Origin of the sequence: Pseudomonas sp. UBA1879 (assembly GCF_002338065.1) — a bacterium.
Lineage (GTDB): Bacteria > Pseudomonadota > Gammaproteobacteria > Pseudomonadales > Pseudomonadaceae > Aquipseudomonas.
The window spans coordinates 212,465-227,458 of sequence record NZ_DDHJ01000001.1; the positions used below are offsets into that span (position 1 = coordinate 212,465).

Sequence of the window (14,994 nt, forward strand, 5' to 3'; positions counted from 1 at the left end):
TCGGAAAAACGCGATTCTACCAGACCGACGGCGAGCGGGTTATCATCGCTTCCTTTATAGGGGCAGACGGTGCCAGTATCCGGTAACCCGGCGCAGGCAAAAGCCTCGACAAAACAGGCGCTTATTTCAGGTTCCGTTATTCAGACTTTTGTGATATAAAATGCGCCGCTTTACGGGGTATACCCCGAAAGCTCAAACCCACACACGTGTCGACACGATGACCTGGGTGCCCTCGGCTCATGCCGTTGGTTGGTCATTGGGATACGTGGAGGCCTAACCCGACTTATCAAGGAACTATCATGTCCCAAGTCAACATGCGCGATATGCTGAAGGCCGGTGTGCACTTCGGTCACCAAACCCGTTACTGGAACCCGAAAATGGGCAAGTACATTTTCGGCGCGCGCAACAAGATTCACATCATCAACCTTGAAAAAACCCTGCCTATGTTCAACGACGCTCTGACGTTCGTAGAGCGTCTGGCTCAGGGCAAAAACAAGATTCTGTTCGTCGGCACCAAGCGCTCTGCTGGCAAGATCGTTGCTGAAGAAGCAGCACGTTGCGGTTCGCCGTTCGTCGATCACCGCTGGTTGGGCGGCATGCTGACCAACTTCAAAACCATCCGTGCCTCCATCAAGCGTCTGCGCGAGCTGGAAGTTCAGGCTGAAGACGGTACGTTCGCCAAGCTGACCAAGAAAGAGGCGCTGATGCGTACTCGCGATCTGGAAAAGCTGGACCGTAGCCTGGGTGGTATCAAGGACATGGGCGGTCTGCCAGACGCACTGTTCGTGATCGACGTTGACCACGAGCGCATCGCGATCACCGAAGCCAACAAGCTGGGTATCCCGGTCATCGGCGTTGTCGATACCAACAGCAGCCCGGAAGGCGTTGACTACATCATTCCAGGTAACGATGACGCCATTCGCGCCATCCAGCTGTACATGGGTTCGATGGCTGACGCTGTCATCCGTGGTCGCAACAACGTTGCTGGCGGCACTGAAGTTTACGCTGAAGAAGCGGCAACTGCTGCCGAGTAATCGACGCCTCAGCGTCTGACTCGGTACGCGAAAAGGGGGCTCGGCCCCCTTTTTGCCACCTCGAAAACCATCTGGCGTTGCCGCTGACTCAGTTGTCATGCGCAGCTGTCACCATGGCTTTTCAAGAATTTGAACGCCCGCACGGCGGGTGGAATGGTTGAAGACCTATCCAAGAGGATTTTGAAATGGCAGAGATTACTGCAGCGTTGGTCAAAGAACTGCGCGAGCGTACTGGCGAAGGCATGATGGACTGCAAAAAGGCCTTGACCAAGGCTGGCGGCGACATCGAAAAAGCCATCGACGATATGCGTGCTTCGGGCGCAATCAAGGCCGCTAAAAAAGCAGGCAACGTGGCTGCTGAAGGCGCCATCGCAATCAAGGACAACGGTAAGCGCGCTGTCCTGATCGAAGTCAACTCGCAGACCGACTTCCTGGCACTGCAAGACGACTTCAAGAACTTCGTCACTTCCAGCGTCACCAAGGCATTCGATCAATCTGAGCTCACGGTTGAGCAACTGATCGAAGCTCAGGAAACCGAGCGTACCGCTTTGGTTGCCAAAGTAGGTGAAAACGTCAACATCCGTCGTCTGGCGCGTGTTGAAGGCGATGTACTGGGTTCTTACCTGCACGGCAACAAGATCGGCGTTGTTGTGGCTCTGAAAGGCGGCGACGCCGAGCTGGCCAAAGACATCGCGATGCACGTTGCTGCCAGCAACCCCGAGTTCCTGCTGCCTTCGGACGTTTCGGCTGAAGCGATCGAGCGCGAGAAGAATGTCTTCCTGCAGCTGAACGAAGACAAGATCAAAGGCAAGCCTGCCGAGATCGCCGACAAGATGGTTCAAGGCCGCATCACCAAGTTCCTGGCTGAAGCCAGTCTGGTCGAGCAAGCGTTCGTCAAGAATCCGGAAATCAAGGTCGGTGAACTGGCCAAGAAAGCCGGCGCCGAAATCGTTTCGTTCACCTACTTCAAAGTAGGTGAAGGCATCGAGAAGCCAGTCGACAACTTCGCTGAAGAAGTCGCTGCTCAAGTAGCTGCCAGCAAGCAATAAGACGGTTCTCCAACTGTCGATCAAAGAGGCTGCCCGCTCACGCGCGCAGCCTCTTTGTCAAAACGGCACGAGGATTTATTTTTCGGGCAGGGTCGGCTCGCGAGGCTGCGAATTCCTGACGAAGTAGCCTAGAGTTACCGCAGGCTGAAAATGGCCGCAGATTTTTTTAAACGCCGCAGGAGAGATTCGCAATGGCTCAGCAGGGCAGTGGTTATCAAGCTCGCTATAAACGCATTCTACTCAAGCTCAGCGGCGAGGCCCTGATGGGGTCCGAAGAGTTCGGCATCGATCCTAAAGTGCTGGATCGCATGGCGCTGGAAGTGGGTCAACTGGTCGGCATCGGTGTTCAGGTCGGCCTGGTCATTGGCGGTGGCAACCTGTTCCGCGGGGCTGCGCTCAGTGCTGCCGGCATGGACCGCGTCACCGGTGACCATATGGGTATGCTGGCCACTGTGATGAACGCTCTGGCCATGCGCGACGCCCTGGAGCGCGCCAATATTTCCGCCATCGTGATGTCGGCCATTTCGATGGTAGGTGTGACTGATCACTACGATCGTCGCAAGGCGATGCGTCACCTGAACGCCAAGGAAGTGGTAATTTTCGCCGCAGGCACCGGTAACCCGTTCTTCACCACCGATTCCGCAGCATGTCTGCGTGCGATCGAAATCGATGCCGATGTCGTGTTGAAAGCAACGAAGGTCGATGGTGTGTACACTGCCGATCCATTCAAAGACCCGCATGCCGAGAAGTTCGATCATCTCACTTACGATGAAGTGCTGGATCGCAAGCTGGGCGTAATGGATTTGACGGCCATTTGCCTGTGCCGTGACCACAAGATGCCGCTGCGTGTCTTCAATATGAACAAACCCGGCGCCCTGCTGAATATCGTGCATGGCGGCGCGGAAGGAACCTTGATCGAGGAAGGCGAACAATGATCAACGAAATCAAAAAAGACGCTCAAGCGCGCATGCAGAAATCCATTGAATCCTTGCACCACGCGTTTGGGCAGATTCGTACGGGCAAGGCTCACCCCAGCATCCTGGGCAACGTGATGGTCCCTTATTACGGGGCAGACACCCCGTTGAGCGGTGTCGCCAACGTCACGGTCAAGGATTCCCGGACCCTGCAGGTCGTAGCGTTCGAGCGCAATATGCTCGCCGCGGTCGACAAGGCGATCCAGAGCGCCGGTCTGAACCTCAACCCGACCAACCTGGGTGAGCTGCTGCTGATCACCATGCCAGCCTTGACCGAAGAAACCCGTAAGGGCTTCACCAAACAGGCGCGCAGCGCAGCGGAAGACGCACGGGTGGCTGTGCGTAACATTCGTCGTGATGCGTTGGGTGATTTGAAGAAGCTGGTCAAGGACAAGGAAATCAGTGAAGACGAAGAGCGCCGCGGTACGGCTGAAATCGACAAGCTGATCAAAGACTTCGAGGCGCAGATCACCAAGGCCACTGAAGAGAAAGAAAAAGACCTGATGGCCGTATAAGGGTCAGGAAGCTTTCATGGAAAAGACAAAGCTGGCTGTGCCCTCGTCGGTACCGCGTCATGTCGCGATCATCATGGATGGGAACAATCGCTGGGCTAAAAAGCGTCTGTTACCGGGTGTGGCGGGTCATAAGGCTGGCGTAGATGCTGTTCGAGCCGTTATCGAAGTGTGTGCCGAGGCCAAGGTCGAGGTGCTGACGCTGTTCGCCTTCTCAAGCGAGAACTGGCAGCGTCCGGCCGAAGAAGTCGGCGCGCTGATGGAACTGTTCTTCACGGCGCTGCGTCGCGAGACCAAGCGCCTGAACGAAAACGGCATCAGCCTGCGCATTATCGGCGACCGTTCACGTTTCCATCCCGAGCTGCAGGCCGCGATTCGAGAGGCTGAGGCGCGGACGGCCGGCAACACTCGCTTTGTCTTGCAAATCGCCGCCAACTATGGCGGCCAGTGGGACATCGCTCAGGCGGCGCAGCGTCTGGCGCGTGAAGTCCAAGCCGGGCATCTGCGTCCGGATGACATCACGCCCGAGCTGTTGCAGACGTGCCTGGCCACCGGCGATCTGCCCTTGCCGGACCTGTGCATCCGCACGGGTGGCGAGCACCGCATCAGTAATTTCCTGCTTTGGCAGCTGGCGTATGCCGAGCTGTATTTCTCCGACCTGTTCTGGCCGGACTTCAAACACGATGCCATGCGCGCTGCGCTGGCCGATTTCGCTTCCCGCCAACGCCGCTTTGGTAAGACCAGCGAGCAGGTAGAAGCTGGAGCCCGTGCTTAATGCTTAAACAACGAATCATTACGGCGCTGATCCTCGCGCCACTGGCGCTATGCGGCTTTTTCCTGCTGGAGGGCGGCAGCTTCGCGCTGTTCATCGGGGCGGTGGTCGCATTGGGTGCCTGGGAGTGGGCGCGACTTGCCGGTTTCGAGCGTCAGTCGATTCGCGTCGGCTATGCGGCCGTGGTCGCACTGTTGTTGTTTCTGCTGTACCTGCTGCCTGGGTTGGCGCCCTGGTTGCTGGTGGCGGCGCTGATCTGGTGGTTGGCGGCGACATGGCTGGTGCTGACGTACCCCGAGTCCAGCGAGCACTGGTCCAGTGTGGTCTGCAAGTTGGTGATAGGCCTGCTGATTCTGTTGCCCGCCTGGCAGGGGCTCATCCTCATCAAGCTCGCCCCTATGGGCAACTGGCTGATCCTATCGGTCATGGTGTTGGTGTGGGGCGCCGATATCGGTGCGTACTTTTCCGGCAAGGCATTCGGCAAGCGCAAGCTGGCGCCCAAAGTCAGCCCCGGCAAAAGCTGGGAAGGTTTGTATGGCGGACTGGCGGCGTGTTTGCTGATCACCCTGATCGTAGGTGTGAACCGCGGTTGGGCAGTGTCTGAAATTCTGTTTTCTCTGGTGTGCGCAGCGATCGTGGTGCTGGTGTCGGTGGTTGGCGACCTCACCGAAAGCATGTTCAAGCGTAAATCCGGGGTCAAGGACAGCAGCAATCTGCTGCCGGGTCACGGCGGGGTGCTGGATCGAATCGACAGCTTGACGGCGGCGATTCCGGTGTTTGCCCTGTTGCTCTGGGCCGCAAAAGATTGGGGCCTGATGTGAGCCAGGCTCAACATATTACCGTTCTTGGCGCCACTGGCTCGGTGGGGCTGAGCACCCTCGACGTCATCGCACGTCACCCGGACCGATACAACGTCTTTGCTCTCACCGGTTTTACCCGGTTAGCCGAATTGCTGGCGCTGTGCGTTCGCCATACCCCTCGGTTCGCTGTGGTGCCGACGGCAGAAGCAGCACGCCAGTTAGAAGACGGTCTGTTCACGGCCGGTGTGGACACTCGCGTATTGGTGGGGGAGGGCGGCTTGTGTGAGGTGTCTGCTCATCCTCAGGTCGACACCGTACTGGCCGCCATCGTGGGTGCGGCCGGCTTGCGTCCGACCCTGGCGGCGGTAGAGGCAGGCAAGAAAGTGCTGCTGGCTAACAAGGAAGCCCTGGTCATGTCGGGTGCCTTGTTCATGCAGGCCGTGCGACGCAGTGGCACGGTTCTGTTGCCGCTCGACAGTGAACACAATGCGATCTTTCAGTGTCTGCCGGGCAACTACGCGAACGGCCTGGACTCGGTGGGCGTACGTCGCGTCTTGCTGACCGCCTCCGGTGGTCCGTTTCGCGAAACCCCGCTGCCGGAGCTGGAACACGTTTCGCCCGAGCAGGCTTGCGCGCATCCGAACTGGTCCATGGGGCGCAAGATTTCTGTCGATTCCGCCAGCATGATGAACAAAGGGCTCGAACTGATCGAAGCCTGCTGGCTGTTCGATACTTCACCGTCGCGTATTGAGGTGGTGATTCATCCTCAAAGCGTCATCCACTCGATGGTGGATTACGTAGACGGTTCGGTCCTTGCGCAGTTGGGCAACCCTGACATGCGTACGCCGATTGCTCACGCGCTGGCTTGGCCAGAGCGCATCGATTCCGGGGTCGCGCCGCTCAACCTTTTCAGTGTCGGCCGCCTGGACTTCCAGGCCCCGGACGAAGAGCGCTTCCCATGCCTGCGTCTGGCGCGGCAAGCTGCCGAGGCGGGTGACAGTGCTCCTGCGGTGCTGAATGCTGCGAACGAAGTGGCGGTCGCGGCGTTTCTCGACCGGCGCATTCGCTTTCCGGAAATCGCGAGTATGATCGACGAGGTCTTGAACCTCGAATCCGTGATCGCGGTGAGCGAGCTGGAAACAGTGTTCGAAGTCGATGCCAGGGCTCGTGCGCTGGCTGAGCAGTGGCTGGGGCGCCATGGCCGTTAAGTCGCGCATGCCGCTTGCCACTGTGCCATCGTCGTGGGTCAGCGGTCGAAGCCCGGCCGCCTGCAACGTCAAACCGGTATCCGGAGAACAGCGATGAGTGCGCTTTATATGATTGTCGGCACCCTGATTGCCCTGGGTGTGCTGGTGACTTTTCACGAGTTTGGCCACTTTTGGGTGGCTCGGCGTTGTGGCGTCAAGGTGCTGCGCTTTTCGGTTGGCTTCGGCATGCCGTTAGTGCGCTGGCACGATCGTAAAGGCACCGAATATGTGGTCGCTGCCATCCCGTTGGGCGGCTACGTGAAGATGCTTGACGAGCGCGAAGGCGAAGTACCGCCCGAGCTGGTCCACCAGTCTTTCAATCGCAAGACCGTTTATCAGCGCATCGCCATCGTCATCGCAGGGCCGGTCGCCAATTTTTTGCTGGCCATCGTATTTTTCTGGGTACTGGCCATGCTGGGCAGTCAGCAAGTGCGTCCCGTCATTGGTGATGTGGAGGCGGGCAGCATCGCGGCGAAGGCGGGACTGATTTCCGGGCAGGAAATTGTATCTGTTGATGGCGAACCTACGACCGGTTGGTCGGCGGTCAATCTTCAGCTGGTCCGCCGCCTCGGCGAAACCGGCAGTATCGCGATCAAGGTTCGCGACCAGGGGTCCAGTGTCGACACCCCTCACACCCTCGTGCTGGATAACTGGCTGAAAGGTGCTGATGAGCCCGATCCCATTCGCTCACTGGGCCTTCGTCCATGGCGTCCGTCCTTGCCGCCTGTGCTGGCTGAGCTCGATCCAGCGGGACCTGCGCAGGCCGCTGGTCTGAAAACCGGCGACCGTTTGCTGACCCTCGATGGCCAGTCCGTCAACGACTGGCAGCAGGTTGTGGACTGGGTTCGGAAGCGTCCTGATACCCGGATTTTGCTGAGCGTTGAGCGCGACAGTGCAAAAATCGACGTGCCGGTCACATTGGTCGCCCGCGGAGAAGGCAAGGCGGCGATGGGGTATCTCGGCGCCGGGGTAAAAGGTATCGATTGGCCACCGGAAATGCTCCGCGAGGTCAGCTACGGCCCGGTGGCTGCCGTGGTAGAGGGCGCGCGACGCACGTGGACCATGAGCGTGCTGACCCTCGATTCGCTGAAGAAAATGTTGTTCGGCGAGCTCTCGGTAAAAAACTTGAGCGGACCGATAACCATTGCTAAAGTGGCGGGCGCTTCGGCCCAGTCAGGTGTCGGTGACTTCTTGAATTTCCTTGCTTATCTGAGCATAAGCCTGGGGGTTCTCAATTTGCTGCCCATTCCAGTGTTGGACGGGGGGCACTTGCTGTTTTATCTGATCGAGTGGGCGCGTGGTCGTCCACTGTCGGAAAAGGTGCAGGGCTGGGGGGTTCAGATCGGCATCAGTCTGGTGGTTGGAGTCATGTTGCTCGCGCTGGTCAACGATCTGGGACGCCTGTAAAAGCTACGCTGAATTGTGAATCTGCCGCATTTTGCGGCAGTTTGTTTATTGCCAGTTGGAATAAGAAAGGACTTCATGAAACGTCTGCTGCTAACTGCGGTTCTTGCCGTACTGATGATCGCCGAAGTTCACGCTGAGTCCTTCACTATCTCCGATATCCGTGTCAACGGCCTCCAGCGGGTGTCCGCCGGTAGTGTCTTTGGTGCGTTGCCGTTGAACGTGGGTGAACAGGCCGATGACGCGCGTCTTGTCGATGCCACACGAGCTCTGTTCAAAACCGGCTTTTTCCAAGACATCCAGTTGGGCCGTGAGGGCAACGTTCTCGTCATCACTGTCGTGGAGCGTCCGTCGGTGTCGAGCATCGAGATCGAAGGCAACAAGGCGATCACGACCGAAGACCTGATGAAGGGCCTGAAGCAGTCGGGTCTGGCCGAAGGCGAAATTTTCCAGCGGGCAACCCTCGAAGGCGTTCGTAACGAGCTGCAGCGTCAGTACGTGGCTCAAGGCCGTTATTCGGCAGAAGTCGCCACCGAAGTCGTTCCTCAACCGCGCAACCGTGTCGGTCTGAAGATCAACATCAACGAAGGTGCGGTCGCCGCGATCCAGCACATCAACGTGGTGGGCAATTCGGTTTTCAAAGAAGAAGACCTGACGGACCTGTTCGAACTGAAGACCACCAACTGGCTTTCCTTCTTCAAGAATGACGACAAGTACGCGCGTGAGAAACTCTCCGGCGACCTTGAACGTCTGCGTTCGTACTACCTCGATCGCGGCTATATCAACATGGATATCGCCTCGACTCAGGTCTCCATCACGCCTGACAAGAAAAGCGTGTACATCACCGTCAACATTCACGAAGGCGAGAAATACAGCGTCAAGTCGGTGAAGCTGAGCGGTGACCTCAAAGTGCCTGAAGACCAGGTCAAGTCGTTGCTGCTGGTCAAGCCAGGCCAAGTGTTCTCCCGCAAGGTGATGACCACGACGTCCGAGCTGATCACCCGTCGCCTGGGCAACGAGGGCTACACCTTTGCCAACGTCAACGGTGTGCCGACCCCGAATGATGAAGATCACACCGTTGATATCACGTTCGCGGTCGATCCGGGCAAGCGTGCTTACGTGAACCGCATCAACTTCCGTGGCAACACCAAAACCGCGGACGAAGTACTGCGTCGTGAAATGCGTCAGATGGAAGGCGGTTGGGCGTCCACTTACCTGATCGACCAGTCCAAGACTCGCCTTGATCGCTTGGGCTTCTTCAAGGAAGTGAACGTCGAGACACCAGCGGTGCCAGGCACCGACGATCAGGTCGATGTGAACTACGCCGTGGAAGAGCAGGCTTCCGGTTCGATCACCGCCAGTGTGGGCTTCGCGCAGAGCGCGGGTCTGATTCTGGGTGGTTCGATCAGCCAGAACAACTTCCTGGGTACGGGCAACAAGGTCAGCATCGGCTTGACCAAAAGTGAATACCAGACCCGCTACAACTTCAGCTATGTCGATCCGTACTTCACGCCTGACGGTGTGAGCCTGGGTTACAGCGCGTTCTATCGCAAAACCAACTACGATGACCTCGACGTCGACGTCGCGAGCTACTCGGTAGACAGCCTGGGCCTTGGCGTCAATATGGGCTACCCGATCAGTGAAACCTCGCGACTGAACTTCGGCCTGTCGGTGCAGAAGGACGAGATCAACACCGGTACCTACACCGTTGACGAAATTTTCGATTTCCTTGATAAGGAAGGCGACAACTTCACCAACTTCAAGGCCTCTGTGGGCTGGTCTGAATCCACGCTTAACAAGGGCACCTTGCCGACCCGTGGTCATTCCCAGAGTCTGACGCTGGAAACAACGATTCCGGGCAGCGATTTGTCGTTCTACAAACTCGATTATCGTGGTCAGTTGTTCCACCCGATCACCACCAACACGACCCTGCGTCTGCACTCGGAATTGGGTTACGGTGACGGCTATGGTTCGACATCCGGTCTTCCGTTCTACGAGAACTACTATGCCGGTGGTTTCAACTCGGTGCGTGGCTTCAAGGACAGTACCCTGGGTCCGCGCAGTACGCCGAGTAGCGGCAGTAAGCCAGGCACTGCGCTTGACCCGGATCAGGACCCGCTGCCGTTCGGCGGCAACGTCCTTGTCACCGGTGGTGCGGAGATTTTGTTCCCGCTGCCATTCATCAAGGATCAGCGTTCTTTGCGTACCTCGCTGTTTTGGGACGTGGGTAATGTCTTCGACACCAACTGCGGATCCGAGAAGTTCACGGTCAACAAAGAAAAAGTCGAATGTAACGGCCCCGACCTTTCCGGTCTGGCCAGCTCGGTCGGTGTCGGCGTGACCTGGGTTACCGCTTTGGGCCCACTGAGCTTCGCGTTGGCGATGCCGATCAAGAAGCCAGACGACAACACCGAAACCCAGATCTTCCAATTCTCTCTCGGTCAGACCTTCTAAGGGTCTGATCACTGATCACGACAACGGATTCTGTAGGAGTTACAACGTGCGTAAGTTGACCCAATTGGCACTGCTGGCAACCGTACTGGTCGCCGGTCCGGCATTCGCAGACATGAAGATCGCCGTTCTGAACTATCAGATGGCGTTGCTGGAGTCGGATGCGGCCAAGAAGTATGCAGTCGACGCTGAAAAGAAATTCGGCCCGCAACTGACCAAACTCAAAGCCCTTGAAAGCAGCGCCAAAGGTATCCAGGACCGTCTGGTCGCCGGTGGCGACAAAATGGCTCAGCCTGAGCGCGAGAAACTGGAACTGGACTTCAAGCAAAAAGCCCGTGACTTCCAGTTCCAGTCCAAAGAATTGAACGAAGCCAAGGCCGTGGCTGACCGCGACATGCTTAAACAGCTGAAGCCGAAACTGGATCAGGCTGTCGAGGAAGTCATCAAGAAAGGCGGTTTCGACCTGGTGTTCGAGCGCGGTGCCGTGATTGACGTCAAGCCTCAGTACGACGTGACTCGCCAAGTCATCGAGCGCATGAACCAGCTGAAGTAACTTCATGACAGCGACTATTACACTCGGCCATTTGGCCGAGTTCCTCGGTGCCACCTTACGTGGTCCGGCGGACAAAGAAATTACCGGGCTGGCCACTTTGCAGGAGGCCGGCCCCGGTCAGGTCAGCTTTCTGGCCAATCCTCAATATCGAAAATTCCTCGCGACCTCCCATGCCGCAGCCGTGCTGCTCAAGCCCGCGGATGCCGAAGGCTATGCAGGGGATGCGCTGCTGATCGCTGACCCATATTTGGCGTACGCGCGGATTTCCCACTTGTTCGATCCCAAACCGAAGGCTGCAGCCGGTATTCATCCTACGGCCATCGTGGCGCAAGACGCCGTGGTCGATCCGAGCGCCAGTGTAGGCCCGTATGTGGTCATCGAGAGCGGTGCGCGCATCGCAGCCGGTGTCACCCTCGGCGCCCATTGCTTCATCGGTGCGCGCAGCGTAATTGGCGAAGGTGGCTGGCTCGCGCCTCGGGTGACGCTGTACCACGATGTGCGGATCGGTCAACGGGTGGTGATTCAATCCGGCGCTGTGCTGGGCGGCGAGGGGTTTGGCTTCGCCAACGAGAAAGGCGTGTGGCAGAAGATCGCTCAGATCGGTGGCGTGACCATTGGCGACGATGTGGAGATTGGCGTGAACACTGCCATCGACCGCGGCGCCATGGACGACACCCGTATCGGCAATGGTGTGAAGCTGGATAACCAGATCCAGATCGCGCACAACGTTCAAGTGGGCGATCACACGGCAATGGCGGCCTGTGTCGGCATTTCCGGCAGCGCGAAGATCGGCAAACACTGTATGCTCGCCGGCGGCGTCGGGCTGGTCGGGCACATCGAGATTTGCGATGGCGTGTTCATTACGGGCATGACCATGGTCACCCGTTCGATCACGGAACCGGGTTCCTACTCTTCCGGCACCGCGATGCAGCCCGCCGCTGAATGGCGCAAAAGTGCAGCACGTATTCGCCATCTCGACGATATGTCGCGGCGATTGCAGCAGCTGGAAAAGATTGTCGAGGGCGTGACCTCAGGCGGTAAAGCGTCATCTGATGGCTGATACTTTTTTCTTATCAAGTGTGCAAAGCCGATAAACTGCCTCCTTGATTCGCTAGAGGAGTGCTGCGCATTCGTCGCGCACTCCCAATCTTTACTACAGGCTTCCTCTCGAAATGATGGACATCAACGAAATTCGCGAATATCTGCCCCACCGTTACCCGTTCCTGTTGGTGGATCGTGTGGTGAAGCTGGATGTTGAGAATAAGAGCATTCGTGCCTATAAGAATGTCAGCATCAACGAGCCGTTCTTTAACGGGCATTTTCCCGCGCACCCAATCATGCCGGGCGTGCTGATCATTGAAGCGATGGCTCAAGCGGCAGGCATCCTGGGTTTCAAAATGCTTGACGTCAAGCCTGCTGACGGCACTCTGTATTACTTCGTGGGCTCCGACAAGCTGCGCTTTCGTCAGCCCGTGCTGCCGGGCGACCAACTGATTCTTGAAGCCAAGTTCCTGAGCTGCAAGCGCCAGATCTGGAAGTTCGAATGCCAGGCGTCGGTAGATGGCAAGCCGGTGTGCTCCGCAGAAATCATCTGTGCGGAACGTAAGCTATGAGTTTGATTGACCCTCGCGCAATCATCGATCCGACGGCCGTGCTGGCCGACAATGTGGAGGTCGGCCCTTGGTCGATCGTCGGACCCGGTGTGGAAATTGGCGAGGGTACGGTGATCGGTCCACACGTGATTCTGCGAGGGCCTACCACTATCGGTAAGCACAACCACATCTACCAGTTTTCCTCGGTGGGTGAGGATACGCCGGATCTCAAGTACAAGGGCGAAGCGACGCGGCTGGTCATTGGCGATCACAACGTCATCCGCGAAGGCGTCACGATTCACCGCGGCACCATACAGGACCGCGCCGAGACCACGATTGGCGACCACAACCTGATCATGGCTTACGCACACATCGGTCACGACAGCGTCATTGGCAATCACTGCATCCTGGTCAATAACACGGCATTGGCGGGCCATGTGCATGTGGCTGACTGGGCGATCCTCTCCGGGTTCACGTTGGTGCATCAGTATTGCCACATTGGCGCCCACAGTTTTTCCGGCATGGGTACCGCAATCGGCAAGGACGTCCCAGCGTTCGTCACCGTGTTCGGCAACCCGGCAGAAGCCCGCAGCATGAACTTCGAAGGCATGCGTCGTCGCGGTTTCTCGGAAGACTCCATCCATGCGCTGCGTCGCGCCTACAAGACGGTGTACCGTCATGGACTGACCGTCGAGCAAGCCGTGGTCGAACTGGCTGAACCTGCTGCCCAATTCCCGGAAGTCGCATTGTTTCTTGAGTCCATCCAGAACTCGACCCGCGGCATCACCCGTTAATCATGGGGGCCTTGCGAATCGCGCTGGTCGCCGGGGAAGCTTCCGGCGACATTCTGGGTTCGGGGCTGATGCGTGCCATCAAGGCGCGTCAGCCGGATGCGCAGTTCATCGGCGTGGGCGGTCCGCTCATGGAGGCCGAGGGCATGACGTCGTACTTTCCCATGGAGCGCCTGTCGGTCATGGGGCTGGTGGAAGTCTTGGGTCGTCTCAAGGAGCTGCTGGCACGGCGCAAGCTGTTGATCCAGACTTTGATCGATGAACGGCCCGATGTCTTCATCGGCATCGACGCCCCGGATTTCACCCTTAACATCGAACTCAAACTGCGTCAGGCCGGGATCAAAACCGTGCACTACGTCAGCCCGTCCGTGTGGGCGTGGCGTCAAAAGCGTGTGTTGAAGATTCGCCAAGGGTGTGACCTGATGCTGACGTTGCTGCCCTTCGAAGCGCGTTTCTATGAAGAACAGGGCGTGCCCGTGCGTTTCGTCGGCCATCCCCTCGCCGACACCATTCCCCTCGAAGCTGATCGCGTGGCTGCGCGCCTTCAGCTGGGGCTGGTTGAAGGGCCTGTCGTGGCACTGATGCCGGGCAGTCGAGGGGGAGAAGTGGGGCGATTGGGGGCGCTGTTTTTCGACACGGCCGAACGTTTGCTCGCCCAGCGCCCCAACCTGCGTTTTGTGCTGCCGTGCGCGAGCCCTCAACGGCGCGCCCAGATCGAGCAATTGTTGCAGGGGCGCGATCTGCCGCTGACACTGCTCGACGGCCGCTCGCATTTGGCGCTGGCTGCCTGTGATGCGGTATTGATTGCATCCGGCACCGCCACGCTGGAAGCGCTGTTGTACAAACGACCGATGGTGGTTGCCTATCGTCTGGCGCCGCTGACTTACTGGATACTCAAGCGAATGGTGAAGAGTCCGTACGTGTCGCTGCCGAACCTGTTGGCCCAGCGTTTGCTGGTCCCGGAGCTTCTGCAGGATGCAGCGACCGCCGACGCCCTGGCGCGCACACTGTTGCCGTTGCTCGACAACGGCGCAGAGCAGACCGCTGGCTTCGACGAGATTCACCGGACCTTGCGTCGTGATGCGTCCAATCAGGCTGCCGAGGCGGTACTGACCCTGATTGGCGCGTTGCCTTCACAATGAGCCTGTCAACCATGCAAATGGGTCTGGATTTCAACCTGGTCGAGGATCTTGTCGCCGGTGTCGATGAGGTGGGCCGTGGCCCGCTGTGCGGCGCCGTGGTGACGGCTGCAGTGATTCTCGACCCCAAACGCCCCATTCTGGGTCTGAACGACTCGAAAAAACTGACCGAAGCCAAGCGCGAGAAACTCTTCGACGAGATTTGCGAAAAGGCTTTGTGCTGGCACATCGCACGGGCCGAGGTCGAAGAAATCGACCGGCTGAACATCCTGCACGCCACGATGTTGGCCATGAAGCGTGCGGTCGAGGGCCTGCTCATCACCCCGAAACTGGCTCTGATCGACGGCAATCGATGCCCCCAATTGTCGGTGCCGAGCGCGCCGGTCATCCAAGGGGATGCGCAGGTGCCCGCTATCGCCGCGGCGTCGATACTCGCGAAGGTCAGCCGCGATCGAGAAATGGCTGCCATGGAATCGGTGTATCCGGGGTATGGCATCGGGGGCCATAAGGGGTACCCGACACCGGTGCATCTGGAGGCGCTGTCGCGACTGGGGCCGACGCCCATCCATCGCCGCTCGTTCGCTCCGGTGCGTGCAGCCTATGAAGCGCGGGCAATGATGGTTGCTTCACTCAGCACCCCGTCAAACCCCATGTGGGAGTGAGCTTGCTCACAAGA

At 58.3% G+C, this 14,994-nt stretch carries 15 protein-coding genes; all 15 read left to right on the top strand.

All coding sequences use genetic code 11. From position 1 onward, the window contains the following. The first annotated feature begins 299 nt into the window (after positions 1-299). The 15 genes from rpsB (at position 300) to rnhB (ending at position 14,980) form a co-directional block, all read left to right on the top strand. Entirely contained in the window at positions 300-1,034 is a 735-nt protein-coding gene (gene rpsB, locus B3N48_RS00950; RefSeq protein ID WP_296178522.1) for a 30S ribosomal protein S2, read from the top strand. A 185-nt stretch (positions 1,035-1,219) separates the two neighbouring features. After that, on the top strand, positions 1,220-2,083 hold the full coding sequence (gene tsf, locus B3N48_RS00955; protein WP_296178525.1) for a translation elongation factor Ts: 864 nt from the start codon (positions 1,220-1,222) through the stop codon (positions 2,081-2,083). A 191-nt stretch (positions 2,084-2,274) separates the two neighbouring features. After that, on the top strand, positions 2,275-3,018 hold the full coding sequence (gene pyrH, locus B3N48_RS00960; protein WP_019692086.1) for a UMP kinase: 744 nt from the start codon (positions 2,275-2,277) through the stop codon (positions 3,016-3,018). Continuing rightward, on the top strand, positions 3,015-3,572 hold the full coding sequence (gene frr / locus B3N48_RS00965) for a ribosome recycling factor (RefSeq protein WP_296178532.1): 558 nt from the start codon (positions 3,015-3,017) through the stop codon (positions 3,570-3,572). Before pyrH ends, frr begins: the two co-directional genes overlap by 4 nt. A gap of 16 nt (positions 3,573-3,588) precedes the next feature. Further along, a complete protein-coding gene (gene uppS, locus B3N48_RS00970) occupies positions 3,589-4,344 on the top strand; it encodes a polyprenyl diphosphate synthase (RefSeq protein WP_296178533.1) in 756 nt (251 codons plus the stop codon). Then, positions 4,344-5,162 (top strand): phosphatidate cytidylyltransferase, encoded by an 819-nt coding sequence (locus B3N48_RS00975; RefSeq protein ID WP_296178534.1) that lies wholly within the window; start codon positions 4,344-4,346, stop codon positions 5,160-5,162. The genes uppS and B3N48_RS00975 overlap by 1 nt, the downstream gene beginning before the upstream one ends. Next, positions 5,159-6,349, top strand: coding sequence for a 1-deoxy-D-xylulose-5-phosphate reductoisomerase (gene ispC / locus B3N48_RS00980; protein WP_296178535.1), 1,191 nt, complete (start codon positions 5,159-5,161; stop codon positions 6,347-6,349). The genes B3N48_RS00975 and ispC overlap by 4 nt, the downstream gene beginning before the upstream one ends. 93 nt (positions 6,350-6,442) lie before the next feature. Continuing rightward, the gene (gene rseP / locus B3N48_RS00985) at positions 6,443-7,795 is read left to right on the top strand and encodes a sigma E protease regulator RseP (protein ID WP_296178538.1); all 1,353 of its coding nucleotides are present in this window, start codon (positions 6,443-6,445) and stop codon (positions 7,793-7,795) included. Positions 7,796-7,870: 75 nt separating this feature from the next. Beyond that, on the top strand, positions 7,871-10,246 hold the full coding sequence (gene bamA / locus B3N48_RS00990) for an outer membrane protein assembly factor BamA (RefSeq protein ID WP_296178541.1): 2,376 nt from the start codon (positions 7,871-7,873) through the stop codon (positions 10,244-10,246). Positions 10,247-10,292: 46 nt separating this feature from the next. Continuing rightward, complete coding sequence (locus B3N48_RS00995) at positions 10,293-10,796, top strand: OmpH family outer membrane protein (RefSeq protein WP_110951336.1); 504 nt, start codon at positions 10,293-10,295, stop codon at positions 10,794-10,796. A gap of 4 nt (positions 10,797-10,800) precedes the next feature. Beyond that, on the top strand, positions 10,801-11,856 hold the full coding sequence (gene lpxD, locus B3N48_RS01000; RefSeq protein WP_296178546.1) for a UDP-3-O-(3-hydroxymyristoyl)glucosamine N-acyltransferase: 1,056 nt from the start codon (positions 10,801-10,803) through the stop codon (positions 11,854-11,856). A gap of 112 nt (positions 11,857-11,968) precedes the next feature. Further along, positions 11,969-12,409: a 3-hydroxyacyl-ACP dehydratase FabZ gene (gene fabZ, locus B3N48_RS01005; protein WP_296178549.1), complete on the top strand. Its 441-nt coding sequence runs from the start codon at positions 11,969-11,971 to the stop codon at positions 12,407-12,409. Continuing rightward, positions 12,406-13,182: an acyl-ACP--UDP-N-acetylglucosamine O-acyltransferase gene (gene lpxA, locus B3N48_RS01010; RefSeq protein ID WP_296178552.1), complete on the top strand. Its 777-nt coding sequence runs from the start codon at positions 12,406-12,408 to the stop codon at positions 13,180-13,182. Before fabZ ends, lpxA begins: the two co-directional genes overlap by 4 nt. 2 nt (positions 13,183-13,184) lie before the next feature. Next, the gene (gene lpxB / locus B3N48_RS01015; protein ID WP_414704179.1) at positions 13,185-14,321 is read left to right on the top strand and encodes a lipid-A-disaccharide synthase; all 1,137 of its coding nucleotides are present in this window, start codon (positions 13,185-13,187) and stop codon (positions 14,319-14,321) included. Between the two features lie 11 nt (positions 14,322-14,332). Continuing rightward, positions 14,333-14,980, top strand: a complete 648-nt coding sequence (rnhB, locus tag B3N48_RS01020) for a ribonuclease HII (RefSeq protein WP_296178555.1) — start codon at positions 14,333-14,335, stop codon at positions 14,978-14,980. Positions 14,981-14,994 lie beyond the last annotated feature (14 nt).

What these genes read in the sequence shown, in the direction of transcription:
- fabZ (WP_296178549.1), top strand. Translation starts at nt 11,969, where the DNA reads ATGATGGACATCAACGAAATTCGCGAATATCTGCCCCACCGTTACCCG.
- rseP (WP_296178538.1), top strand. Translation starts at nt 6,443, where the DNA reads ATGAGTGCGCTTTATATGATTGTCGGCACCCTGATTGCCCTGGGTGTG.
- frr (WP_296178532.1), top strand. Translation starts at nt 3,015, where the DNA reads ATGATCAACGAAATCAAAAAAGACGCTCAAGCGCGCATGCAGAAATCC.
- lpxD (WP_296178546.1), top strand. Translation starts at nt 10,801, where the DNA reads ATGACAGCGACTATTACACTCGGCCATTTGGCCGAGTTCCTCGGTGCC.
- B3N48_RS00975 (WP_296178534.1), top strand. Translation starts at nt 4,344, where the DNA reads ATGCTTAAACAACGAATCATTACGGCGCTGATCCTCGCGCCACTGGCG.
- lpxA (WP_296178552.1), top strand. Translation starts at nt 12,406, where the DNA reads ATGAGTTTGATTGACCCTCGCGCAATCATCGATCCGACGGCCGTGCTG.
- lpxB (WP_414704179.1), top strand. Translation starts at nt 13,185, where the DNA reads ATGGGGGCCTTGCGAATCGCGCTGGTCGCCGGGGAAGCTTCCGGCGAC.
- pyrH (WP_019692086.1), top strand. Translation starts at nt 2,275, where the DNA reads ATGGCTCAGCAGGGCAGTGGTTATCAAGCTCGCTATAAACGCATTCTA.
- bamA (WP_296178541.1), top strand. Translation starts at nt 7,871, where the DNA reads ATGAAACGTCTGCTGCTAACTGCGGTTCTTGCCGTACTGATGATCGCC.
- rpsB (WP_296178522.1), top strand. Translation starts at nt 300, where the DNA reads ATGTCCCAAGTCAACATGCGCGATATGCTGAAGGCCGGTGTGCACTTC.
- rnhB (WP_296178555.1), top strand. Translation starts at nt 14,333, where the DNA reads ATGCAAATGGGTCTGGATTTCAACCTGGTCGAGGATCTTGTCGCCGGT.
- uppS (WP_296178533.1), top strand. Translation starts at nt 3,589, where the DNA reads ATGGAAAAGACAAAGCTGGCTGTGCCCTCGTCGGTACCGCGTCATGTC.
- tsf (WP_296178525.1), top strand. Translation starts at nt 1,220, where the DNA reads ATGGCAGAGATTACTGCAGCGTTGGTCAAAGAACTGCGCGAGCGTACT.